This window comes from Virgisporangium ochraceum, from assembly GCF_016863655.1.
Lineage (GTDB): Bacteria > Actinomycetota > Actinomycetes > Mycobacteriales > Micromonosporaceae > Virgisporangium > Virgisporangium ochraceum.
In genome coordinates, this window is the sequence record NZ_BOPH01000062.1 from 44,265 (window position 1) to 67,871 (window position 23,607).

22 protein-coding genes are annotated in these 23,607 nt (G+C 71.4%); 17 read left to right on the forward strand and 5 right to left on the reverse strand.

Features of this window, described 5'->3' with window-relative positions:
- Window positions 1-2: 2 nt before the first annotated feature.
- From truB to dapB, 6 genes are all read left to right on the forward strand, one after another.
- Window positions 3-893, forward strand: coding sequence for a tRNA pseudouridine(55) synthase TruB (truB, locus tag Voc01_RS21875; RefSeq protein WP_373873847.1), 891 nt, complete (start codon window positions 3-5; stop codon window positions 891-893).
- On the forward strand, window positions 893-1,981 hold the full coding sequence (locus Voc01_RS21880) for a bifunctional riboflavin kinase/FAD synthetase (protein ID WP_203929362.1): 1,089 nt from the start codon (window positions 893-895) through the stop codon (window positions 1,979-1,981). Before truB ends, Voc01_RS21880 begins: the two co-directional genes overlap by 1 nt.
- Window positions 1,982-2,077: 96 nt before the next feature.
- The gene (gene rpsO / locus Voc01_RS21885) at window positions 2,078-2,347 is read left to right on the forward strand and encodes a 30S ribosomal protein S15 (RefSeq protein ID WP_203929363.1); all 270 of its coding nucleotides are present in this window, start codon (window positions 2,078-2,080) and stop codon (window positions 2,345-2,347) included.
- A gap of 216 nt (window positions 2,348-2,563) precedes the next feature.
- Window positions 2,564-5,032, forward strand: a complete 2,469-nt coding sequence (locus Voc01_RS21890; RefSeq protein ID WP_203929364.1) for a polyribonucleotide nucleotidyltransferase — start codon at window positions 2,564-2,566, stop codon at window positions 5,030-5,032.
- A 114-nt stretch (window positions 5,033-5,146) separates the two neighbouring features.
- On the forward strand, window positions 5,147-6,430 hold the full coding sequence (locus Voc01_RS21895; protein WP_239160379.1) for a M16 family metallopeptidase: 1,284 nt from the start codon (window positions 5,147-5,149) through the stop codon (window positions 6,428-6,430).
- 16 nt (window positions 6,431-6,446) lie between these two features.
- Window positions 6,447-7,196, forward strand: a complete 750-nt coding sequence (dapB, locus tag Voc01_RS21900; protein WP_275423742.1) for a 4-hydroxy-tetrahydrodipicolinate reductase — start codon at window positions 6,447-6,449, stop codon at window positions 7,194-7,196.
- A 13-nt stretch (window positions 7,197-7,209) separates the two neighbouring features.
- Here the strand turns inward: dapB and Voc01_RS21905 are convergent, their stop codons facing one another.
- Window positions 7,210-7,788: a GNAT family N-acetyltransferase gene (locus tag Voc01_RS21905; RefSeq protein ID WP_203929365.1), complete on the reverse strand. Its 579-nt coding sequence runs from the start codon at window positions 7,786-7,788 to the stop codon at window positions 7,210-7,212.
- Window positions 7,789-7,997: 209 nt separating this feature from the next.
- Here Voc01_RS21905 and Voc01_RS21910 point away from each other — a divergent pair, with 209 nt between their 5' ends.
- From Voc01_RS21910 to Voc01_RS21920, 3 genes are all read left to right on the forward strand, one after another.
- A complete protein-coding gene (locus tag Voc01_RS21910) occupies window positions 7,998-9,326 on the forward strand; it encodes a glycosyltransferase 87 family protein (protein WP_203929483.1) in 1,329 nt (442 codons plus the stop codon).
- Window positions 9,327-9,449: 123 nt separating this feature from the next.
- Window positions 9,450-10,697, forward strand: a complete 1,248-nt coding sequence (locus tag Voc01_RS21915) for a winged helix-turn-helix domain-containing protein (protein ID WP_203929484.1) — start codon at window positions 9,450-9,452, stop codon at window positions 10,695-10,697.
- Window positions 10,698-10,770: 73 nt separating this feature from the next.
- Window positions 10,771-11,448, forward strand: coding sequence for a DUF2752 domain-containing protein (locus tag Voc01_RS21920; protein WP_239160381.1), 678 nt, complete (start codon window positions 10,771-10,773; stop codon window positions 11,446-11,448).
- Between the two features lie 4 nt (window positions 11,449-11,452).
- On the opposite strand, the gene Voc01_RS21925 is transcribed toward Voc01_RS21920, so the two are convergent.
- The 3 genes from Voc01_RS21925 to Voc01_RS21935 are packed head-to-tail and all read right to left on the reverse strand — an operon-like array spanning window position 11,453 to window position 13,357.
- Window positions 11,453-12,265: a DUF4097 family beta strand repeat-containing protein gene (locus Voc01_RS21925; RefSeq protein ID WP_203929366.1), complete on the reverse strand. Its 813-nt coding sequence runs from the start codon at window positions 12,263-12,265 to the stop codon at window positions 11,453-11,455.
- Between the two features lie 22 nt (window positions 12,266-12,287).
- Window positions 12,288-12,851 (reverse strand): toxin-antitoxin system HicB family antitoxin, encoded by a 564-nt coding sequence (locus tag Voc01_RS21930; protein WP_203929367.1) that lies wholly within the window; start codon window positions 12,849-12,851, stop codon window positions 12,288-12,290.
- 47 nt (window positions 12,852-12,898) lie between these two features.
- Entirely contained in the window at window positions 12,899-13,357 is a 459-nt protein-coding gene (locus Voc01_RS21935; protein WP_203929368.1) for an NUDIX hydrolase, read from the reverse strand.
- A gap of 26 nt (window positions 13,358-13,383) precedes the next feature.
- Between Voc01_RS21935 and thyX the strand changes: the two genes are divergently transcribed.
- The 6 genes from thyX to Voc01_RS21965 are packed head-to-tail and all read left to right on the forward strand — an operon-like array spanning window position 13,384 to window position 21,295.
- Window positions 13,384-14,136, forward strand: coding sequence for an FAD-dependent thymidylate synthase (gene thyX, locus Voc01_RS21940; RefSeq protein ID WP_203929369.1), 753 nt, complete (start codon window positions 13,384-13,386; stop codon window positions 14,134-14,136).
- A 35-nt stretch (window positions 14,137-14,171) separates the two neighbouring features.
- Window positions 14,172-15,122, forward strand: a complete 951-nt coding sequence (gene dapA / locus Voc01_RS21945) for a 4-hydroxy-tetrahydrodipicolinate synthase (protein ID WP_203929370.1) — start codon at window positions 14,172-14,174, stop codon at window positions 15,120-15,122.
- Window positions 15,119-16,807: a ribonuclease J gene (locus Voc01_RS21950; protein ID WP_203929371.1), complete on the forward strand. Its 1,689-nt coding sequence runs from the start codon at window positions 15,119-15,121 to the stop codon at window positions 16,805-16,807. The genes dapA and Voc01_RS21950 overlap by 4 nt, the downstream gene beginning before the upstream one ends.
- 36 nt (window positions 16,808-16,843) lie before the next feature.
- Window positions 16,844-18,343: an NCS2 family permease gene (locus Voc01_RS21955; RefSeq protein ID WP_203929372.1), complete on the forward strand. Its 1,500-nt coding sequence runs from the start codon at window positions 16,844-16,846 to the stop codon at window positions 18,341-18,343.
- A 10-nt stretch (window positions 18,344-18,353) separates the two neighbouring features.
- Window positions 18,354-18,728, forward strand: a complete 375-nt coding sequence (locus tag Voc01_RS21960; RefSeq protein ID WP_203929373.1) for a DUF2784 domain-containing protein — start codon at window positions 18,354-18,356, stop codon at window positions 18,726-18,728.
- Between the two features lie 23 nt (window positions 18,729-18,751).
- Window positions 18,752-21,295: an FtsK/SpoIIIE family DNA translocase gene (locus Voc01_RS21965; protein ID WP_203929374.1), complete on the forward strand. Its 2,544-nt coding sequence runs from the start codon at window positions 18,752-18,754 to the stop codon at window positions 21,293-21,295.
- Here the strand turns inward: Voc01_RS21965 and Voc01_RS21970 are convergent.
- Complete coding sequence (locus Voc01_RS21970) at window positions 21,276-21,902, reverse strand: helix-turn-helix transcriptional regulator (protein ID WP_203929375.1); 627 nt, start codon at window positions 21,900-21,902, stop codon at window positions 21,276-21,278. The genes Voc01_RS21965 and Voc01_RS21970 overlap by 20 nt on opposite strands.
- Before the next feature lie 44 nt (window positions 21,903-21,946).
- Between Voc01_RS21970 and Voc01_RS21975 the strand changes: the two genes are divergently transcribed.
- Complete coding sequence (locus Voc01_RS21975; protein WP_239160382.1) at window positions 21,947-22,405, forward strand: DUF3291 domain-containing protein; 459 nt, start codon at window positions 21,947-21,949, stop codon at window positions 22,403-22,405.
- A complete protein-coding gene (locus tag Voc01_RS21980) occupies window positions 22,402-23,574 on the forward strand; it encodes a low temperature requirement protein A (RefSeq protein WP_203929376.1) in 1,173 nt (390 codons plus the stop codon). Before Voc01_RS21975 ends, Voc01_RS21980 begins: the two co-directional genes overlap by 4 nt.
- Window positions 23,575-23,607 lie beyond the last annotated feature (33 nt).

Genomic DNA, 23,607 nt, shown 5'->3' on the forward strand with positions numbered 1-23,607 from the left:
GCATAAGGTGTGCATCCGTGAACAGGGGTGGCATCGTCGTCGTCGACAAGCCGGCCGGCATGACGTCGCACGACGTCGTGGCCCGGGTGCGGCGGCTGGCCGGTACCCGGCGGGTGGGGCACGGCGGAACGCTCGACCCGATGGCGACCGGTGTGCTGGTGCTCGGCGTCGAGCGGGCGACCCGGCTGCTCACCTACGTGGTCGGCGGCACCAAGCGGTACCTGGGAACGATCCGGCTCGGTCAGTCGACCGTCACCGACGACGCCGAGGGCGAGGTCACCTCGACGGCGAGCGCCCACGCGGTCCCGGACGATCTGATCGCGCAGGGGATCGCGGCCCTGACCGGCGCGATCCAGCAGGTGCCCAGCTCGGTGAGCGCCATCAAGATCAAGGGCCAGCGGGCGTACGCGAAGGTCCGCAAGGGCGAGGACGTGGAGCTGGCCGCCCGGCCGGTCACGGTGTCGCGGTTCGACCTGCTGGCGACGCGCCGCCACGGCGACCTCATCGACCTCGACGTCGACGTCGAGTGCTCGTCCGGCACCTACATCCGGGCGCTGGCCCGGGACCTGGGCGCCGCCCTGAACGTCGGCGGACACCTGACGGCGCTGCGGCGCACCGCGGTCGGCGGGTTCACGCTCGCCGAGGCCGCCACGCTCGAGGAGCTCGCCGAAAACCCGATCAACCTCGACATCTCGGCGGCCGCCGCCCGGCTCATGCCGCGGCGCGAGGCCACCGAGGCCGAGACGCGGACGCTGCGCCACGGCGGTCCGCTCTCGACGGTCGGCATCGCCGGCCCGTACGCGGTGTTCGACCCGGCCGGCGAGGTGCTGGCCGTGGTGTCCGAGCGGGACGGGCGGGCCCGCCCCGAGATCGTGCTCGTGGGAGGAGACTGATGCTCAGGTGGCGGGGTCTGGACTCGGTGCCGGGCGGGTGGGGCCGGTCGGTGGTGACGATCGGCGTGTTCGACGGCGTCCATCGGGGCCACCAGCAGATCATCGGGCACACCGTGAAGCGGGCCCGGGAGACCGGCGTGCCGGCGGTCGTCATGACGTTCGACCCGCACCCGGCCGAGGTCGTGCGACCCGGGTCGCACCCGGCGGTGCTCACCGAGCCCGGACGGAAGGCCGACCTGATCGCGGGCCTCGGGGTCGACGCGCTGTGCGTCATCCCGTTCACGCTCGACTTCTCGAAGCTGTCGGCCGAGGGCTTCGTGCACGACGTGCTGGTCGACACGCTGCACGCCAGCCTCGTCGTGGTGGGGGAGAACTTCCGGTTCGGGCACAAGGCGGCCGGTGACGTCGACCTGCTGCGCCGGCTCGGCCGAACGTTCGGCTTCGGGGTGGAGGCGGCGCCACTGGTGTCGGGCGGCGACACCGTCTTCTCGTCCACCTACATCCGCTCGTTGATCGCGGCGGGTGACGTGGGAGCGGCGGCCGCCGCGCTCGGACGCCCCCACCGCCTCGAAGGTGTGGTGGTGCGCGGTGACCAGCGCGGACGGCAGCTCGGCTTCCCGACGGCGAACCTGATGAGCGGCCAGTACGCCGCGGTGCCGGCCGACGGCGTGTACGCCGCACGGGTGGCGATCGGCCACCCCACACCCACCCGGCCCGGGGCCGGCTTCGCCTGGACCGAGGAGCGTAGGGAGCGCAGCGACTGGAGCGACGAGGGAAGGCGAAGCCGGGAAGGCCCCGGGCCCGCGCCCGCGGACGCGGGCGCATCGGGTAGCGCGGATCGGATGGGTGCCGTCTCGGTGGGGACGAACCCCACCTTTTCCGGCCGGGAGCGGCGGGTCGAGGCGTTCATCCTCGACTTCGACGCCGACATCTACGGCGAGCGGATCGCGATCGACTTCGTCGAGCGGCTGCGTGAGCAGCGCACCTACACGTCGCTGCCGCCACTCGTGGAGCAGATCAACGACGACGTCGCCCGCACCAGGGGCCTCCTGAGCGAACCTGGTACGGTTGGGGAGTCCGCCGGCTGATCCGGCGGTTCATCGTGCCCCGTTTCGGGGCGCACCCCGGTCGCCTGCCCGACGCCGCGGGCCCGGGACACCCGGTGACAATCATTGAGGGAGAACATGGCGCTCGACACCGACCAGAAGAACGAGATCATCGCTGAGTACAAGACCGCCGAGGGCGACACCGGTTCTCCGGAGGTCCAGGTCGCGATGCTCAGCAAGCGGATCCGCGACCTCACCGAGCACCTGCGGATGCACAAGCACGACCATCACAGCCGCCGCGGCCTGCTCCTGCTGGTCGGTCGCCGCCGCCGGCTCCTGAACTACCTCCAGAAGACCGACATCGCGCGGTACCGGACGCTGATCGAGCGTCTCGGCCTGCGTCGATAGGCTTCCGAGGGAGCGGCGTAACTCGCCGCTCCCTCTCGTTTTCTGTAACACTGGTGCGCACGCCCCGTGAGCGACGGTGCACCGGTCCTCGGTAGTGGCTTTCGGATCTGCTGCAAAACCGCAAACCGCGAGCTTCGATCGAAGACCGGCGGCCGGTCGCTCTGGGTGGGGCACCTCGACGAACACGCGTCGTAATCAAAAGGAGTACACACCCACATGACCCAGCCGACGTCTCTCGGCACCCACCAATCCCGCGCAGTGATCGACAATGGTGCGCGCGGCACCCGTGAAGTGATCTTCTCGACCGGGCGGCTGGCCCGGCAGGCCGCCGGTTCGGTCATCGCCCAGCTGGGCGAGACCGTGGTCCTCTCGGCCACCACCGCCAGCAAGAACCCCCGCGACAACTTCGACTTCTTCCCGCTGACGGTCGACGTCGAGGAGCGGATGTACGCCGCCGGGCGGATCCCCGGCTCGTTCTTCCGCCGCGAGGGCCGCCCCAGCGAAGACGCGATCCTCACCTGCCGGCTCATCGACCGCCCGCTGCGGCCCACGTTCCAGAAGGGCCTGCGCAACGAGGTCCAGGTCGTCGAGACCGTGCTGGCGCTCGACCCGCAGATCCCGTACGACGTCGTGGCGATCAACGCCGCGTCGGCGTCGACGAAGCTCTCCGGCCTGCCGTTCAGCGGCCCGGTCGGCGCCACCCGCATGGCGCACGTCGAGGGCCAGTGGGTCGCGTTCCCCACCAACGACGAGATCGCCAAGGCCACGTTCGACATGGTCGTCGCCGGGCGGGCGCTGCCCGACGGTGAAGTGGCGATCATGATGGTCGAGGCCGAGGCCACCGAGCACACCGCTGCCCTCGTCGCCGCCGGCGCGTCCGCTCCCACCGAAGACGTGGTGGCGGCGGGCCTGGAGGCCGCGAAGCCGGCCATCCGCGAGCTGTGCCGGGCGCAGTCCGAGCTGGCCGAGGTCGCCGCGAAGCCGGTCCAGGAGTTCCCGGTCTTCCTGGAGTACCAGGACGACGCCTACGAGGCCGTCGCCGAGATCGCCCGGGCCGACGTCGCCGAGGCGCTGAAGATCGCTCCGAAGGCCGAGCGCGAAGAGGCGCTCGACCGGGTCAAGGACTCCGTGGTCGAGCGGCTCGCCGCCCGCTTCGAGGGTCGCGAGAAGGAGCTCGGCGCCGCGGTCCGGTCGCTCACCAAGAACGAGGTGCGTGCCCGGGTCCTGCGTGAGCAGATCCGCATCGACGGCCGCGGCCTGCGCGACATCCGTCCGCTCACCGCGGAGATCGGCGTGCTGCCGCGGGTGCACGGTTCGGCGCTGTTCGAGCGCGGCGAGACCCAGATCATGGGTGTCACCACGCTGAACATGCTGCGCATGGAGCAGACGCTCGACACGCTCGGCCTCGCGAAGTCCAAGCGGTACATGCACAACTACAACTTCCCGCCCTACTCGGTCGGCGAGACCGGCCGGGTCGGCGCGCCGAAGCGGCGCGAAATCGGGCACGGCGCGCTCGCCGAGCGGGCCCTGATCCCGGTGCTGCCGACGCGTGAGGAGTTCCCGTACGCGATCCGGCAGGTGTCGGAGGCGTTCGGCTCCAACGGGTCCACCTCGATGGGCTCGGTCTGCGCGTCGACGATGGCGCTCCTGTCGGCCGGTGTGCCGCTGAAGGCGCCGGTCGCGGGCATCGCGATGGGCCTGATCTCCGACGAGGTCGAGGGCAAGACCGAGTACGTCACGCTCACCGACATCCTCGGTGCCGAGGACGCGTTCGGCGACATGGACTTCAAGGTCGCCGGCACGCGGGAGTACGTCACCGCGCTGCAGCTCGACACCAAGCTCGACGGCATCCCGTCCGACGTGCTGGCGGCGGCTCTGCAGCAGGCGCACGAGGCCCGCCAGACGATCCTCGATGTGATGGAGGAGGCGATCGCGGGGCCGGCGGAGATGTCCGACCATGCGCCGCGCGTCACCACCATCAAGATCCCGGTCGACAAGATCGGCGCGGTCATCGGCCCGAAGGGCCAGATGATCAACGCGATCCAGGACGAGACCGGCGCCGACATCACCATCGAGGACGACGGCACCATCTACGTCGGCGCCACCGACGGTCCCTCGGCGCAGGCGGCGGTCGAGCGCATCAACGCGATCGCCAACCCGACGCTGCCGAAGGTCGGCGACCGCTTCCTCGGCACCGTGGTGAAGACGGCCGCGTTCGGCGCGTTCGTCTCGCTGCTGCCGGGCCGCGACGGCCTGCTGCACATCTCGAAGGTGGGCGACGGCAAGCGGGTCGAGCGCGTGGAGGACTTCCTCAACGTGGGCGACAAGGTCGAGGTCCAGATCGCCGACATCGACGCGCGGGGCAAGGTGTACCTCGACAAGGTGCGCCCCGACGGCGAGGTCGCGCCGGCCGCCGAGGGTGGCGGGGGCGACCGCGGTGGCGACCGCGGCCCGCGCCGTGACCGCGGCGACCGCGGCCCGCGCGGTGACCGTGGCGGTGACCGCGGCGGTGACCGTGGCGGTGACCGTGGCCCGCGCCGCGAGCCGCGGGGCGACCGCGACGGCGCTCCCCGCGCCGCGTCCGCCGACGGCGGCGGCTCGCCGTCAGGCGAGGGCGGCGGCGGAGAGTCCGCTGACGGCGGCGAGGGCGGCGAGTTCCGTCGCCGGCGCCAGCGCCGCGACTGACCACCTCCGGCGCGGGCGCGTCAGCGCCGCGCCGGACTGATCGACAGGCATGACCGGGGCGCCTCGACTGGATTCGGGGCGCCCCGCCCCTTACCCACACCCCCGAGCAGGAACATGAACGCTGACACTATGCGCCGCACCGTCCTCCCGAACGGCGTGCGGGTTCTCACCGAGGCGATCCCGACGATGCGCAGCGCGGCGGTGGGCGTCTGGGTCGGCGTCGGCGCCCGCGACGAGACCCCCGCCCAGTCCGGCGTCTCGCACTTCCTCGAGCACCTGCTGTTCAAGGGCACCGAGAAGCGCTCGGCGATGGACATCTCCAGCGAGATCGAGGCGGTGGGCGGCGAGACCAACGCGTTCACCACCAAGGAGTACACCTGCTACTACGCGCGCATCCTCGACGCCGACCTGCCGATGGCCGTCGATGTCATGTGTGACGTGGTGGCCAACTCGCTGCTCGCGGCCGGCGACGTCGAGACCGAGCGCGGCGTGATCCTCGAAGAGATCGCGATGCAGGACGACGAGCCCGGCGACGAGGTGCACGACCTGTTCACCGAGGCCGTGTTCGGCGACCACCCGCTCGGTCAGCGCATCAGCGGGTCCACCGAGACCATCGGCGCGCTCACCCGCGACGAGATCAACGACTTCTACCGCTCGCGCTACACGGCGCCGGCGATCGTCATCGCCGCCGCCGGCAACCTCGACCATGACGCCGTCGTGGCCGGGGTGGTCGCGGGGCTGTCCGGCCGTCGCGGTTTTGAGGAGACGGGCCGCGCCCTGTCGCCGCGGGCGGCGTCGCCCCTGGTGGTGCCGCGTACGGGACAGGTCGTGCTGCTCGACAAGGACACCGAGCAGGCCCACGTGGTGCTCGGTGGCGGCGGGCTGGCCCGCGGCGACGAGCGGCGCTTCGCGCTGGGCGTCCTCAACAACGTTCTCGGCGGCGGCATGTCGAGCCGGCTGTTCCAGGAGATCCGGGAGAAGCGCGGGCTGGCGTACTCGGTCTACTCGTTCACGTCGCTCTACGCCGACTCGGGGCTCTTCGGCGTCTACGCCGGCTGCGCGCCGGGCAAGGTCGACGAGGTGCTCGCGATCACCCGCGACGAGCTCGCGAAGGCCGCGGCGAGCGGTCTCACCGACTCGGAGGTGGCCCGCGGCAAGGGGATGCTGAAGGGCGCGCTGGTGCTCGGCCTGGAGGACACCGGGTCGCGGATGAGCAGGCTGGGCAAGGGCGAGTTGCTGCACCCCGACCTGCTGTCGGTCGACGAGATCCTGGCCCGGGTCGACCGGGTGACCACCGACGAGGTCGCGGCGGTGGCCGCGGAGCTGCTCGACTGCCGGCCGTCGTTGGCGGTGATCGGGCCGTTCGACGACCGCGACTTCAGTCCGGCGGTGGCCTGACAGTAAGTTGTCCCGCGTGACAACAGAACCACTGCGCGTCGGGGTGCTGGGAGCACGCGGCCGAATGGGTACCGAGGTGTGCCGTGCCGTCGAGGGTGCCGCCGACATGGACCTGGTGGCCACGGTCGACGAGGGCGACGCCCTGTCGCTCGTCACCGACGCCGGCGCCGAGGTGGTGGTCGACTTCACCACCCCCGACACCGTGATGGACAACCTGCACTGGTGCGTCGAGCAGGGCATCCACGCGGTGGTGGGTACGAGCGGCTTCTCGCAGGCCCGGCTCGACCGGGTCGCGGCGTGGCTGGTCCACAAGCCCGACCTGGGCGTGGTGGTCGCGCCGAACTTCGCGGTCGGCGCGGTGCTGATGATGGAGTTCGCGTCGCGGGCCGCGAAGTACTTCGAGTCGGTCGAGATCGTCGAGCTGCACCACCCGAAGAAGCTCGACGCGCCGAGCGGCACCGCGGTGCGCACGGCCGAGCTCATCGCGGAGGCGCGCGAGGCTGCCGGCTGCGCGCCGATCCCCGACGCCACCAAAGACGAACTCGACGGCGCGCGTGGCGCGTCGGTGGGCGGGGTGCGGGTGCACTCGATCCGCTCGGCGGGTCTGGTGGCGCACCAGGAGGTGCTGTTCGGCGGCACGGGCGAGACCCTGACCCTGCGGCACGACTCGTACGAGCGCGTGTCGTTCATGCCGGGGGTGCTCCTGGCCGTCCGGGCGGTGCGGAACCGGCCCGGACTGACCGTCGGCCTCGGAAATCTCCTGTGAATCTTCCGAGCCATTAGAGACGCGTTCGATACCTGACCTGCGGCACGAGTAGGTCGTCGACATCCAGCGCGCGGGCGGCGCCGTCGGGTGCCCAACCGGCCGACGTGAGAAAGCTCACGGTGGCGGCGTCGTCCCTGAACACCCAGAACACGGCGGTGTCGAAGCCATCCTGCCGCCAGTGATCGACAGATGCGCTGAGTAACCGGCTGCCGTGGCCCCGGCGGCCCCATCGCGGCTCGACCATCAACTCGGTGACCGCAACCGTTCCGTCACTCAGCGCGTTGTGATTCTCGTCGGGAGCGAGCGCCGACGGGTCTGCCGGGCCTGACGCCGCAAACCCCGCACGGTAGGCTTGCCCCGGTTTCGTGCCAGGCTTTTCTGCCTGCTCAACCGCTACCAGCACACGATGCTGTGATGTTGGAGGAGACGTCACCGCGTCTTCCCACTGCCGAGTGAGCCAGTTTTGATCAAGCTGATCGATCACTGTCCGTGGAATGAAACGGTCGTAGGCGACCTGCCAGGTCGTCATTTGGATTCGGGCAATTTCGCCCGGATCATCGGGTGTCGCAACCCGGACGTAACACAGCACCACAAAGCAAAGGGTACGTACCGGTTTCGTAACGAGACGTGCAGGGTGGGCGTGCCGCACCCCACCCTTGACGCGGGCGGCGGCAAAGGTGTTCGAGCCAACTGTCGGGGCAAGTGTTCGGGCCCTGCTTTCTGGGCAGAGTCAACCGAGGTCTGATCGAGGAGGGCACAGGCGTGTCTACGCGGGAACGGGTCGCACAGCGGTCGGCTGAGATGCCGGCGCGGCTGCGGCAGCTGCCTGCCTGGCTGCCTGCGTGGGCCAGGCGGAAGGGTGCGCAGCAGGCGGCCATCGTCTTCGGGCTGTTCCTGGCCGCGTGGGCGTTCGACGCCGCGTTCGCGGTCCGCCACGGGTTCTTCGACCTGCGGGTCTACTACGGGGCCCTGAACCACTGGGTCGACGGCAACGGCGCGCTCTACGACTATCTGCTGCCGCGCACCAAGTACGGCTTCACCTACCCGCCGTTCGCCGCGCTCACGATGCTGCCGATGGCCTACCTCGGCTGGCACGTCGCGATCGGCATCAGCATGCTGCTCACGGTCGGCGCCGCGCTCGCGGTCATCTACTGGCTGGTCGAGCCGATGGCGCGCCGCAACGGCTGGTCGCCGTGGTTCGTGCTGGGTGTCGCGGCGGCGCTCGTCGTGGCGTTCGAGCCGATGCGCGAGACGTTCCTGTTCGGCCAGGTGAACGCGATCCTGCTGGTGCTGGTGGCGGCCGACGTGCTGTTCCTGGTGCGCTACAACCGCAGCGTCGCCGGTGTGGGCATCGGCCTCGCCACCGCGATCAAGCTGACGCCGGGCATCTTCATCATCTACCTGATCATCACCGGGCGGATCCGCGCCGCGGTGGTGGCCAGCGGCACCGTCATGGCGGCCACGGTCTTCACCGGCGCGGTCGCCCCCGACGAGTCCCGGGTCTTCTGGACCGACGCGCTGTGGAACACCAGCCGCGTCGGCGAGAACTCGTTCGTCTCGAACCAGTCGCTCAACGGTGTCGTCCACCGGTGGGACCCCGACCAGCCGTCGAACCTCGCGTGGATGGCGCTGGTGCTGATCACGCTCGCCGTCTGGGCCTGGCGTTCGCGGGCCGCCGCGAAGCGGGGCGACGAGGCGATGGGCCTGGCGCTCACCGGCATCGTCGGCGTGCTGATCAGCCCGATCACCTGGGTGCACCACCTCGTGTGGGTGCTGCCGGCGATCATCCTGCTGGTCGACCGCGGCACCGTGAAGGGCCTGTCGAAGCGGCGCCGCAACTGGCTGCTGGGCCTCGCCGCGTTCACCTACGCGGTGATGTGCAGCCGCCTGGTGTGGGCGTTCAACGGCGGTTTCGACACGTTCCCCGGCTGGGTGGGCAGCAACGCCTACGTGTGGCTGAGCCTCGTGCTCCTGGTGGCAGTGCCGCTGGCGCCGAAGCCGGAGCCGGTCGGGCCGCCGCGTCCGCGGGCCGTCGACGCGGGTGTCGACGACCTCGACCGGGAGCTGGCCGACGTGACGGCCACCGTTCGGGTGCCGTCCCAGGACGATCGGCGTCTCGTTCAGGCGTAGCCGTAGTCATGCGGTTCGGGGTCACCACCCGCTCCGGGAGCTTCTCCCGGCGGGTGGTGGCCCCGAGTCGTGCTTCCCGGGCCCTCGGCGGGACGGGGGGAACTGTCGTACCCGGGCCATAGGCTGGCCGCGATGGACACGCTCTCCCTCAGGCACGCCCGACGGATCGCCCTCGCGGCGCAGGGGTTCACCGATCCGCAGCCGGGCGGGCCGCCCGACGTGCGGCACCTGCGCCGGGTGCTGCGTCGGGTCGGGCTGCTGCAGATGGACTCGGTCAACGTGCTCATGCGGGCGCACTACATGCCGCTGTACAGCCGGCTCGGGCCGTACCCGGTCTCGTTGATCGACCGGGCGGCCTACCGGGGTCCCCGGGAGCTGTTCGAGTACTGGGGGCACGAGGCCTCGCTGCTGCCGGTCGGGTTGCACCCGGTGATGCGGTGGCGGATGGCGCGCGGGCACTCGTGGGGGCCGCCGTCGCGGTTGGCGAAGGAGAAGCCCGAGCTCATCAAGCGGGTGCTCGAGGAGGTGCGCGAGCGGGGGCCGGTGGCGGCCGCCGAGATCGACGACCCGAGCGAGCGGGTGAAGCATTTCAACTGGGGCTGGAACTGGAACGAGGTCAAGACCGCGCTCGAGTACCTGTTCTTCGCCGGCGAGGTCACGGCCGCGGCGCGGAACTCGGCGTGGGCGCGGTTGTACGACGTCCCCGAGCGGGTGCTGCCGGCGGCGGTGCTGAACGCCCCGACGCCACCCGACGACGAGGCGTTCCGCGACCTCGTGCGCATCTCGGCGGCCGGCCTGGGGGTGGCGGCCGAGCCCGAGCTGCGCGACTACTTCCGGCTGCCGCTGGCCGCGGCCCGCACGGCGATCGCCGAGCTGGTCAGCGCCGGCGAGCTGCGGCCGGTACGGGTGGAGGGCTGGAAGGCGCCCGCGTACCTGTACGAGGCGGCGCGGATCCCGCGGCGGGTCACCGCGGCCACGTTGATCAGCCCGTTCGACCCACTGATCTGGGAGCGCGGCCGGGTCGAGCGGTTGTTCGGGTTCAGCTACCGCATCGAGATCTACGTGCCGGCGCCGCTGCGGGTGCACGGGTACTACGTGCTGCCGTTCCTGCTGAACGACCGGTTCGCCGCCCGCGTCGACCTGAAGGCCGACCGGAAGGCCGGCGTGCTGCGGGTCCCGGCCGCCTGGCTCGAACCGGCGACGGCCCGCACCGACCCGTCGCCGGCGGAGGTCGCGTCGGCGCTCGCCGCCGAGCTGCGGCGCCTGGCCGGCTGGCTGGGCCTGTCGGGCGTCGAACCGCCCGTGCTCGGTGACCTCGCCCGCGAACTGACTGCGGAGTTGGCGGCCCAGAGCCGGCCTGGTCTGGCCTGAGCCCGGCGCCGGGAGCCCCGGGCCCGCGCGAGCGGAGCGGGCGTATCAGCGGAGCCCGTGTACCGTGAACGGCGTGACCTCCGCAGTTCCGCCCGCAGTGCAGCCCGCAGCACCGGCCACCGTGCCGCACGCTGCGGCCGGGTCGGGCAACGCCAGCGAAACGCCCGCGCCGCACGCGTCGGCCACGTCCTGGAACGCCGGCGGGACATCGGCGCCGCACGCGGCGGGCGAGACGCCCGGGGTGTTTCCGCCGCCGCTGCCGCCCGACAGCCCCTACGGGCCGTACGCGGTGTACTACGCCGAGCCCGACAAGGTCACCCAGTTCTTCGGCAAGGTCAACCGCCGCACGCCGAGATGGATCGCGCCGGTGGCGCTGGCCGGCACCTGCGTGGCCGCCTCGGCGTACGTGCTGTGGAGCAACCCCACCGACGGCGGAGCCGCCGACACCCCGGGCTGCCTGGTGCGGCTCACCACCGGCTTCGACTGCCCCGGCTGCGGCGGCACCCGCGCCGCCTGGTACCTGCTGCACGGCGACCTCGCGGCCGCCGCACAGCATCACCTGGTGTTCGTGTTCGCGCTGCCGTTCCTGCTCTACGCCTACGCGGTGTGGGCGGCCGGCGCGCTGTTCAACAAGCAACTGCCGAAGCTGCGCGTGTCGTACCGGACCCTCGCCGTCGCGCTCGGCGTGTGGGCCGTGTTCTCGGTGCTGCGCAACCTGCCGTTCGAGCCGTTCAGCTGGTTCTACGTGTAGGTGGTCAGGCCGCGTCCTGCGCCACCTGGGCCCGCATGATCGCCACGTCGCCGCTCGCCGTGTGCACCCGCAGCGACAGCGTGCTCTTCGACGTGTTCCCGGCCGGCGGGGCGTCACCGAGACTCAGATCGCTCTGCGTATACCCCGACAGCGAATGCACGTCCAGGTAGACGCCGGTGCCCGGAAGCACCGAGATCTGCACATCGCCCGAGGCGGTCTGTGCCCGGACCTCGCCCTGGCGGGCCCGGAACAGCTCGATGTCGCCCGAGGCGGTGCGCGCCATCGCCGAGCCGCCGGTGTCGTGAACGGCCAGGTCGCCGCTGGCACTGGTCAGAGACGCGTCGCCGCCGACCGAGCCGATCTCGGCGTTGCCCGACGCGCTGCGCAGGTTCAGGCCACGCCCGACCGCGTGGACACGCACGTCGCCGCTCGCGGTGTTGATCTTCAGGTTGCCGGCGACCGCGCCGATCTGCAGGTTGCCCGACGCGCTGTTGGCGGTGCCCTCGCTCCACCGGCCGGCCAGGACCGTCTCGGCCGACGCGACGTTGCACTCGAAACCGCTGTCGAGCGGCACCTGCGCGGTGACCCGCACACTGCCGCGCCGCCAGATGAAGCTGCTCTCCGGCGCGTGGATGATCAGCCGGCCGCCGTCGACGGCGACCCGGGTGCTCTCCGCGAGCGAGCGCGACGCGTCGGAGTTGTCGTAGGGCTCCACCGTGACCACGGTGGTGTCGCGCTCCTCGGCCGTGATCGTGGCGGCGCCACCACCCAGCCGGACGGAGACCAGGATCGGGTCGGGGGTCTGGAACTCGTACATCGGTGTTCCTCCTCGAAAGAACTCAGGCCTGTGCGAAGCCGGTCATCCGGCGGGGACGGCGGCCACGGCCACCCGGCGGCGGACCGCCGGGGCCGGGGAACCATCCGGGCGGCCCGGGCGGACCGGGCGGCATGGGCGGCGTCGGGGGAACCGGCGGCCACCCGCCGTAGCCCTGCAGCGCCGCCGCGACCGCACGCACCAGCCACGCGTTGACGGAGATGCCCTCTTCGGTGGCGGCCCGCTCGGCCTGCTCCTTGAGCGCCTCCGGGAGCCGGAGGGTGATGCGGGCCACGTCGCCGCCGCCGTCGGCCACGAGAGGTGGTGGCGGCGCGCTCGCCATCGGCGCGCCGTCGGTGACCACGAGCTCGGCGTCGCGGCCGCGAAGCCGCACCTCGACACTCGACCCGTCGAGCTTCGTGGTGATCTCGGCCGCGGCGTCGGACAGCGCCTCCAGGAGGCTCAGCCGCGCGGCCGACTCCAGCGCGGACGACAGCAGCTCGGCGCTGCGAGCGGCGGTCTCCCCGCCGGGCGCGGCCGCGGCGGCGAGATCGCGACGAAGCGATTCCAGGTACGGCGTCAGGTCCATGACACCATGATGGCGTCACGATGACGTCGCGTCAAGTCGAAATGATGTCAGAGACGTCGCGCGAACCACGCGCGGAGGAATTCGCCCTGCTCGGCGATGATGTCGTCGGGCACCGCGGTGAAACAGGCGACCTCGGCGCCCATGTCGCTGCCGGACAGGTCCCCGCTGACCCGCGTCGCGGTGAACGCCATCCCGACCGGCCACCCCGGGTAGCCGTCGGCGTGCATCCGGGGGTACTCGATGTAGCCGACGAGCGCTCCGGGCGTCACCTCGACCCCCAACTCGACGAGCGCGACCCTCCGCACGGCCGCGGGCAGCGACTCGCCGAAGTGGACCGTTCCGCCGGGGATGTGCCACTGTCCGACACACGGCTCGATGTCGCGACGCGCGAGCACGAGCCCGCCCTCCAGCTCCAGCAGCACCTCGACGGTGAGCCGCGGCACCCGCGCGTAGATGGCGTCGAAGTCAGCCTTCGGAAGTGGATGAACCTGGACCTTGTGCCGCACGCGCCTGAAGTTAATAGAGTGTCGGCATGCCCGAGATCGTGCCCCCCAAGGTTCAGCTGATCGCGTCGACCCAGTTCACGCCGCCCGACGACGTGCCGTGGTCGACCGACGCCGAGGGAGGCGAGGCCCTCGCCGAGTTCGCCGGCCGGGCCTGCTACCAGTCGTGGAGCAAGCCGAACCCGGCCACGGCCACCAACGCCGGGTACCTCCGGCACATCCTCGAGGTCGGCCACCTCTCCGTGCTCGAGCACGGCACGGTCAGCTTCTACATCTCCGGCATCTCCCGCTCGCTCACCCACGAGCTGATCCGGCACCGGCACTTCTCGTACTCGCAGCTGTCGCAGCGCTACGTGCCCGAGCGCGACGCCGCGATGGTCGAGCCCGACGTCATCGCCGCCGACCCGGAGCTGCACGAGCTGTTCCTCAAGGCGACCGCCGCCAGCGTCGACGCCTACAGCGAGCTGCTCGCGAAGCTGGAGGAGAAGTTCGCCGGCGCCGGCAGCGCGACGCTCCGCCGCAAGCAGGCCCGCCAGGCCGCCCGCGCGGTGCTGCCGAACGCGACCGAGACGCGCATCGTCGTCACCGGGAACTACCGCGCGTGGCGGCACTTCATCGCGATGCGGGCCACCGAGCACGCCGACGTGGAGATCCGGGCGCTGGCCGTGGAATGCCTGCGGCAGCTGCAGAAGGTCGCCGGAAACGTGTTCGCCGACTTCACGATATCCACCCTCGCCGACGGCACCGAGATCGCCGCCAGCGCCTTCGCCTGGGAGTCGTGACCGAAACCGCTATCGGCGGGCGATAGGTTGTCCTCATGACGCGCACGAGTTCCGACCCGCGGCGGCCCTTCGGCCGGCTGATCACCGCGATGGTCACGCCGTTCCGCGCCGACGGCTCCCTCGACGCCGACGGTGCCGCCGCGCTCGCCACCTGGCTGGTCGACAAGCAGGGCCACGACGGACTGGTCATCAACGGCACCACCGGCGAGTCGGCGACCACCACCGACACCGAGAAGGACGCCGTGCTCCGGGCTGTGCTCGAAGCCGTCGGCGACCGGGCGTTCGTGATCGCCGGCGTCGGCACCAACGACACCCGGCACTCGGTGGAGCTGGCGAGGGCGGCCGAGAAGGCCGGTGCCCACGGCGCGCTCGTGGTGACCCCGTACTACAACAAGCCACCGCAGGCCGGGCTGGTGCACCACTTCACCGAGATCGCCGACGCCACCGGGCTGCCGGTGATGCTCTACGACATCCCGGGGCGGTCGGTGGTCGAGATCGCCACCGAGACGCTGGTGCGGGTCGCCGAGCACCCGCGCATCGTCGCCCTCAAGGACGCCAAGGCCGACTTCGAGGGCACCGCGTGGGTCACCCAGCGCACCGACCTCGCGATCTACTCGGGCGACGACAAGATCACCCTGCCGCTGCTGGCGATCGGCGCGGTCGGGGTGGTCGGGGTGCCCACGCACCTGTTCGGCCCGCAGACCAAGCAGATGATCGAGGCCTACGAGGCCGGCGACGTGGCCGGCGCCCTGGCGCTGCACCACAAGCTGCTGCCCGCCTACTGCGGGTTCTTCCGCACCCAGGGCGTCATCATGACCAAGGCGGCGCTGCGGCTCGCCGGGAAACCCGCCGGTCCGGTGCGTCCGCCGCTCTGCTCGGCGACCCCGGCGGAGATCGCGCGGATCCGGGAGGACTGCGCGGCGTCGGGGCTCACGCTCGGCGACGCCGACCAGATGGCCCACCTGCACCCGGGTGCCGATCGGTGACGGCGGCACACGTCGAGCTCGACGCGCCACCGCCGCTTCCCGCCACCGGGCTGCGGATCACCCCCATGGGCGGGCTGGGCGCGATCGGCCGCAACATGACGTTGTTCGAGTTCGGTGGCCGGCTGCTCGTCGTCGACTGCGGGGTGCTGTTCCCCGACGTCGACCAGCCCGGCGTCGACCTGATCCTGCCCGACTTCGAGTCGATCCTCGACCGGCTCGACGCCGTGGACGCGATCGTGCTCACCCACGGGCACGAGGACCACATCGGCGCGGTGCCGTACCTGCTCGCGCACAAGCCCGACATCCCGCTGGTGGGGTCGCAGTTCACGCTCGCGCTGGTCGAGGCGAAGCTGGCCGAGCGGCGGATCACCCCGTACTCGCTCACCGTCCGCGAGGGGCAGACCGAGCGGCTCGGCCCGTTCGAGTGCGAGTTCTTCGCGGTCAACCACTCGATTCCCGACGCGCTCGCGGTCGCGATCAAGACGCCGGCCGGCACGGTGCTGCACACCGGCGACTTCAAGATGGACCAGCTTCCCCTCGACGGGCGGCTTACCGACCTGGCCGGGTTCGCCCGGCTCGGCGCCGAGGGCGTCGACCTGCTGCTCAGCGACTCCACGAACGCCGAGATCCCCGGCTTCGTCACCCCGGAACGGGAGATCGGTCCGGTGCTCGACCGGATCTTCGCCGGCGCCACCGGGCGGGTGATCGTCGCGTCGTTCGCGTCGCACGTCCACCGGGTCCAGCAGGTGTTCGACGCCGCCCGCGCGCACGGCCGGCACGTCGCGCTCATCGGACGCTCGATGGTGCGCAACATGGGCATCGCCCGCGACCTCGGCCTGCTCCGCATCCCGGGCGGCCTGGTCGTGGGCATGGACGAGGCGCTGAACCTGCCACCCGAGCGCATCGTGCTCATGTCCACCGGTTCGCAGGGCGAGCCGATGAGCGCGCTCGGCCGCATGGCCAACGGCGACCACCGGCACGTCACGATCGCGCCCGGCGACACCGTCGTGCTGGCGTCGTCGCTGGTGCCGGGCAACGAGTCCGCGGTCTACCGGGTGATCAACCGGCTGTCGCGGGCCGGTGCCGTGGTGGTGCACAAGGACGTCGCGAAGGTGCACGTCAGCGGGCACTCGCCGGCCGGCGAGCTGCGGTACCTGCTCAACGTGGTCAAGCCGCGCAACTTCATGCCGGTGCACGGCGAGTGGCGGCACCTGCGGGCGCACGCCGAGCTCGGCGTCGAGTCGGGCGTGCCGCGCGAGCAGGTGGTGCTGTGCGAGGACGGCGACGTGGTCGACCTGGTCGACGGCGTGGCCCGGCTCGTCGGGCACATCCGGTCGCGGTACGTGTACGTCGACGGCCTCGCCGTGGGCGACGTCAGCGAGTCGCTGCTCACCGAGCGGCGCATCCTCGGCGACGGCGGGTTCATCGCGGCCACCGTGGTGATCGACTCGGTCACCGGCAAGGTCGTGGGCGGGCCGGCGATCTCGGCGAAGGGCTTCTCGGAGGACCCGGCGGCGTTCGACGCGGTGCTGCCGGTCATCACGGAGGCGCTGCTGCGCGCGGCGGAGGAGGGCGTCACCGACCCGCACCAGCTGCAGCAGCTCGTGCGCCGCACGGTGGGCCGGTGGGTCAACGAGAAGTACCGGCGTCGGCCGATGATCGTGCCGAACGTCGTCGAGGTCTGAGATGCAGATGTAACAGGGGTTCCTTAGCGTCTTTGCATGGCGCACACCGAGGCGGGCCCTGACCTGCCGCCGGGCCCCGACCCGGAACCCCCAGCACCCCCGCGCAACGGTTTCGACCGGTACTTCGAGATCAGCGCACGCCGCTCGACCCTGGGTCGCGAGATCCGGGGCGGGCTGGCCACCTTCTTCACGATGAGCTACATCGTGGTCCTCAACCCGTTGATCCTGGGCGCGGGCGCCGACAAGAACGGCGACACGCTCGACATGACCCAGATCGCGGCCGCCACCGCCCTGGTGGCCGGGGTGATGACGATCCTGATGGGCGTCGTCGCCCGGTTCCCGCTGGCCCTCGCGGCCGGCCTCGGCGTGAACGCGCTCGTCGCGTACGAGATCGCACCGACGATGACCTGGGCCGACGCGATGGGCCTCGTGGTGATCGAGGGTGTGCTCATCACGATCTTCGTGCTCACCGGGCTGCGCGAGGCGCTGTTCCGGGCCGTGCCGCCGCAGCTCAAGATCGCGATCGGCGTCGGCATCGGCCTGTTCCTCACCATGATCGGCCTGGTCGACGCCGGCTTCGTGCGGTCGACGGGCACCGGGGCGCCCCCGATCCAGCTGGGCCTCGGCAACCGGCTCGTCGGCTGGCCGTCGCTGGTGTTCGTGATCGCGCTGCTGGTCACGCTCGTCCTGGTGGTACGGCGGGTGAAGGGCGCGATCCTGCTCGGCATCGCGTTCGGCACCGTGCTCGCGGTGATCGTCGAGGCGATCTTCAAGGTCGGACCGACGTTCGTCTCGCCGGAGAAGAGCAACCCGCACGGCTGGAACCTCAACGTGCCGGAACTGCCCGACAAGGTCTTCGACCTGCCCGACCTGGGCCTGCTCGGCAAGTTCAGCGTGCTCGGCGCCTGGGACTCGGGCATCACGCTCATCGCGATCATGTTCGTGTTCACGCTGCTGGTGACCGACTTCTTCGACACGATGGGCACGATGGTGGCCGTCGGCTACGAGGCCGGTCCGCAGGGCGGCCTGCTCAACGAGGACGGCACCCCGCCGCGCACGCGCGAGATCCTGCTGGTCGACTCGGTCGCGGCGGCCGCCGGTGGAGCGGCGAGCGTGTCGTCGAACACGTCGTACATCGAGTCGGCGTCCGGCGTCGCGGAGGGCGCCCGTACCGGCGTCGCGAACCTGGTCACCGGTGGGCTGTTCCTCGTGGCGATGTTCTTCGCGCCGCTCGTGGAGATCGTTCCGTTCGAGGCCGCGTCGGTCGCGCTCATCGTCGTGGGCTTCCTGATGATGACCGCCGTGCGCTCGATCGACTGGACCGACTACGGGATCGGCATCCCCGCGTTCCTGGCGATCGTGCTGATGCCGTTCACCTACTCGATCTCCACCGGCATCGGGGCCGGGTTCATCGCGTACGTGCTGCTCAGCGCCGTGCGGGGCAAGGCCCGCGAGGTCAGCCCGCTGATGTGGGGAGCGGCGGCGCTCTTCGTCGTCTACTTCCTGCGGGACCCCATCGAGCAACTCCTGTCGTAACACTGGAGCCATGGACGTTCTCGTCACGGTGATCCTCGTCGTGCACTTCGGTTACCTGGCGTTCGTGGTGGTCGGCGGATTCCTGGCCTGGCGGTGGCCGCGGATGTTCTGGGTGCACCTCGCGGCCGCCGCCTGGGGACTGGCCGTCGTCGGGATCCCGTTGACGTGCCCGCTCACCACCGCGGAGAACTGGGCGCGACGGGAGGCGGGACAGACCGAGCAGACCGCCGGATTCATCGACCGCTACATCGAGGGCGTGCTGTACCCGGAGCGGTACACGCTCCCGCTGCAGGTTCTCGTCGGCGTCACGGTCGTCGGGTCATGGGTGGGTGCCTATCTCTACCGGCGGCACCTGCGGCGGCGAGTCGAAACTGTCTCGCTGTAGATCCACCGCTACGGTGGGGACCTATGGCGGGCAGGACCTCTCAGCCGAGCCGTCGCCGTGCCCCGGCCAAGTCGGCCACCCCGGCCCGGCGGCCGACCCAGCGCACCCGCCAACCGGCCCGCAAGACCGCGCCGGCGCCGCGTAAGGCGGCGACGCGTCGCCGTACCTCGTCCGCCACCGGGTTCAACCCGCTGGCGCTGCTCGGCCGGGGCATGATCGCGCTGTGGATGGGCGTCGCCCACATCCTCGGCTGGATGGTGCGGGCGGTCGGCCGGCAGGCGGCCACGGCCCGCGACCTCGACCCGGAGCACCGGCGCGACGGCGTCGGGCTCGCCGTGCTCGGCATGGCGGTGCTGCTCGCGTTCGGGGTCTGGTTCAACTCGGCGGGACCGGTGGGCGAGTGGCTCGCCGACACCGTCCGCTTCTTCCTGGGTGGCATCTCCGCCGCGCTCCCGGTGCTGCTGCTGGTCGGCGCGGTGCGCCTGATGCGCAAGCCGGTCGAGGACGAGCCGCGTGGCCGGGGCGTCGTCGGCTGGTCGGCGCTGATCGTCGGCGTCGCCGGGCTGCTGCACCTCGCGTTCGGCCAGCCCGACGACCCGATCGACATGGAGAAGGCCGGCGGGGTGCTCGGCCGGTTCACCGGCGGCCTGCTCGCGAAGGCGATCAGCGGCTGGGTGGCCGCGCCACTGCTCCTGCTGCTCGTCGTGTTCGGCCTGCTCGTGGTGACGGCGACGCCGATCAACAAGGTCCCGCAGCGCTTCCGCGACCTGCGTGACCTGGCGCTCGGCCGCGCGCCGGAGGACGAGGAGGACGAGGAGGACTACCCCGCGGAAGCCGCCGAGGCCGCCGACGAGGAGGAGCCGAAGCCGAAGCGCCGCCCGTCCCGACGGCGGCAGAGCGCCCTCGCCGAGATCGACGCCGAGGCCCGCGACGAGCTGTCGATGGACGACGAGCCGCCGATGCCCGGCCCGATCGAGGCGCTGGAGACCCTCGCGCTCCCGCGCACCAAGCCGGCGCCGAAGAAGAAGGAGGCGCCGCCGCCACCCGAGCACACGCCGATGCCCACCCGGGCCGAGCAGCTCGCGCTCACCGACGCCGACTACAAGCTGCCGCCGCCGCACCTGCTGGCCAAGGGCGACGCGCCGAAGACCCGCACCAGGGCCAACGACGAGGTCGAGAACGCGCTGTCCGGCGTGTTCGACCAGTTCAACGTCGACGCGGCGGTCACCGGGTTCACGCGGGGGCCGACGGTCACCCGGTACGAGGTCGAGCTCGGACCGGGTGTGAAGGTCGAGCGGATCACCGCGCTCACCCGCAACATCGCCTACGCGGTCAAGTCGCCCGACGTGCGGATCATGTCGCCGATCCCGGGCAAGAGCGCGGTCGGTGTCGAGATCCCGAACCTCGACCGCGAGAACGTGACGCTCGGCGACGTGCTCCGCTCGCGCGCGGCGACCAGCGACCACCACCCGCTCACCGTGGCCCTGGGCAAGGACATCGAGGGCGGCTTCGTCGTCGCGAACCTGGCGAAGATGCCGCACATCCTGATCGCCGGCGCCACCGGTGCGGGCAAGTCGTCGTGCCTGAACTCCCTGCTGGTGTCGCTGCTCACCCGGGCCACGCCCGACGAGGTGCGGCTGCTGCTGATCGACCCGAAGCGGGTCGAGATGACCAGCTACGAGGGCATCCCGCACCTGGTCACCCCGATCGTGACCAACCCGAAGAAGGCCGCCGACTCCCTCGACTGGGTCGTCCGCGAGATGGACATGCGCTACGACGACCTGGCCGCGTTCGGGGTGCGCCACGTCGACGACTTCAACCGCAAGGTGCGGGCCGGGCAGATCGTCGCCCCGCCCGGCAGCGAGCGGGTGATCCGGCCGTACCCGTACCTGCTGGTGGTCGTCGACGAGCTGGCCGACCTCATGATGGTCGCCCCGCGCGACGTCGAGGACTCGATCGTGCGCATCACCCAGCTGGCCCGGGCCGCCGGCATCCACCTCGTGCTGGCCACCCAGCGGCCCAGCGTCGACGTCGTCACCGGTCTGATCAAGGCGAACGTGCCGTCGCGGCTGGCGTTCGCGACGTCGAGCCTCGCCGACTCGCGGGTCATCCTCGACCAGCCCGGTGCCGAGAAGCTGATCGGCCGCGGCGACGGGCTGTTCCTGCCGATGGGCGCGTCGAAGCCGACCCGGATCCAGGGCGCCTGGGTCAACGAGTCGGAGATCGCCGACATCGTCAAGTTCTGCAAGGACCAGCGCGAGCCGGAGTTCCGCGACGACGTCACCACCGCGCCGGAGTCGACCAAGAAGAAGATCGACGAGGACATCGGCGACGACCTGGAACTGCTGATCCAGGCCGCCGAGCTCGTCGTGACCAGCCAGTTCGGGTCGACGTCGATGCTCCAGCGCAAGCTGCGGGTCGGGTTCGCGAAGGCCGGCCGCCTGATGGACCTCATGGAGACCCGCGGCATCGTCGGCCCGTCGGAGGGGTCGAAGGCCCGCGACGTGCTGATCAAGCCCGACGAGCTCGAGGAGATGCTCGACAGTCTCAGGGCCGGGAGCGACTGAGCTTCACGCAGCACCCCTCGGACGCGGGGTCGAGCTCGGCCAGCGACTCGGGCAGTCCGCCACCGGCGAGCATGCCCCGCACGAGGCCGAGGTTCATCCCGCACACCAGCGGCGGGAACTCCTCGGCCACCGTGCCGAACGGGCAGTTGCGCAGCCGGATGCAGGCGCCGTCGACGAACGGCTCGTAACCGAGCGCCTCCAGATGCGTCTCCAGCTGCGCCTCCGGGTCGTCGGGGAACGGCTGCGCCCGCCCGCGCCGGTACGCCGCCGCATAGGCGGCGGCGTCGGCGCCCGTCTCCTCCAGGGCCTCGGCGAGGGCACCGGCGAGCATGCGGTACTGCCGCGGCGGGACGCTCACCGCAAGCTCGTCGGCGGCCCGCCGGTACAGCTTGGCCGGCCGGCCGGTACGCCCCGCACGGCGCGCGAACGACACCGCGAGCAGGCCCGCGTCGGCGAGCTTGTCGAGGTGGAACGCGGCCAGGGTGCGCCCGATGCCGACAGCGCCGGCCACGGCGTCGCGGCCGACCGGGCCGGACTGGGCGGCCACGTACTCGTACACGGCCCGCCGGACCGGTTCGTGCAGCAGGCCGATCGCGTCGACGGTCACCTCGCCATTCTAAAACCAATGCAGATTGTCTAAACTCCCGGGGCATGAACATCGCCCAGCCCAACATTGCCCAGCTCAACATCGCCAGGTTGGCCGCCCCGCTCGACAGCCCGCGGCTGAAGGGCTTCGTCGACCTGCTGGCGGAGATCAACGACCTCGCCGACCGCTCGCCCGGGTTCGTCTGGCGGCTGCAGGACGAGAGCGGCGACGCCACCGCCATCCGCCCGTTCGGCGACGACGTCATCGTGAACCTGACCGTGTGGGAGTCGATCGAGGCGCTCTACGCGTACACGTACCGCTCGGCCCACCTGCCCGTCCTGCAGCGCCGGCGGGAGTGGTTCGAGCGCTCCGCCGGTCCACACCTGGTCCTCTGGTGGATCGACGGGAGCGCGCGGCCGACGGTGGCCGAGGCCGCGCGCAGGCTGGCCCATCTCGACGAACACGGCCCGACGCCGGACGCTTTTACATTCCGGACGCAGTTTGCCGCTACGCTCCCCGCGTGACGGCTGAGTCAGCGGGGAACACCGGGCAGCAGACCCGGGTGTCGACCCTGGAGCTGTTCTTCGACCTGGTCTTCGTCTTCACGGTGACGCAGCTCACCGAGCTGCTCGCCGACCACCTCGACGTCCGCGGCGCCGTGCGGGTGCTGCTCATGCTCGGCGTGATCTGGTGGATGTACTCCGCGTACGCGTGGCTCACCAACGCGATGGCGCCGTCGAGCCCGTTGCGCCGGGTGCTGCTGCTGGTCGGGATGGGCGGCTTCCTGGGCGTCGCGATCGCGGTGCCGCAGGCCTTCGGCGCGGCGGGATGGCTGTTCGGCCTCGGCTACTTCGTGGTCAACGCGATCCACACCGGCGCGTTCGCGCTGGCCGGCGGCGACGGGGTGATGCGGGCGCTGCGCGGCGGACTCGCCTGGCTGAACCTGCTCAGCGCCACGCTGGTGCTGGTCGGCGGGATCCTCACGGGCCCGTGGCGGTACGGGCTGTGGGCGGTGGCGTTCGCGATCCAGGCGGCCACCCCGTACCTGAGCCCGATCGAGGGGTTCACGCTGGCGCCGGCGCACTTCGTCGAGCGGCACGGCCTCGTGGTGATCGTCGCGCTCGGCGAGTCGCTCATCGCGGTCGGCATCGGGATCCGCGGCTACGAGCTGACCCTCGGCATCGTGTTCGCGGCGGTGCTGGTGCTGACGGTCCTGTACTACCTCTACTGGGTCTACTTCGGCGGCGACGACGCGCGGGCCGAACACGCCCTGGAGGCCACCGCCGACCCGCGCCGCCGGGCCCTGCACGCCGTGCACGCGTTCGGCTTCGCGCACGTGCCGATGCTGTTCGGAATCGTGGTGTTCGCCGCGGGGGTCAAGAAGATCATCGGGCACCCGTTCGACGGGGCGAAGCTCAGCTATGCATTGGCGATCACCGGTGGAGTGGTTCTCTACCTGATCGGGCACGCGGTGTTCCGGCTGGTCCTGCGGCTCGGCAGCATCCGGCACGCCGTGCTGGCCACGGTGCTGATCCTCGCGCTCGGCCTGCCGCTCGGCCTGCTGTCCGCCGCGGCCATGCTGGGCCTGATCATCGCGGCGTTCGTCGTCTCCTGGTTCATCGACGCGGGCGGGATCCGTCCCGTCCTCCGCGCGTGGCGGGCGGGCGATACGCCGGTCATGCACTCGAGCTGAGTCAACGGCTGACGCCGCGGACAGGGCGGACCG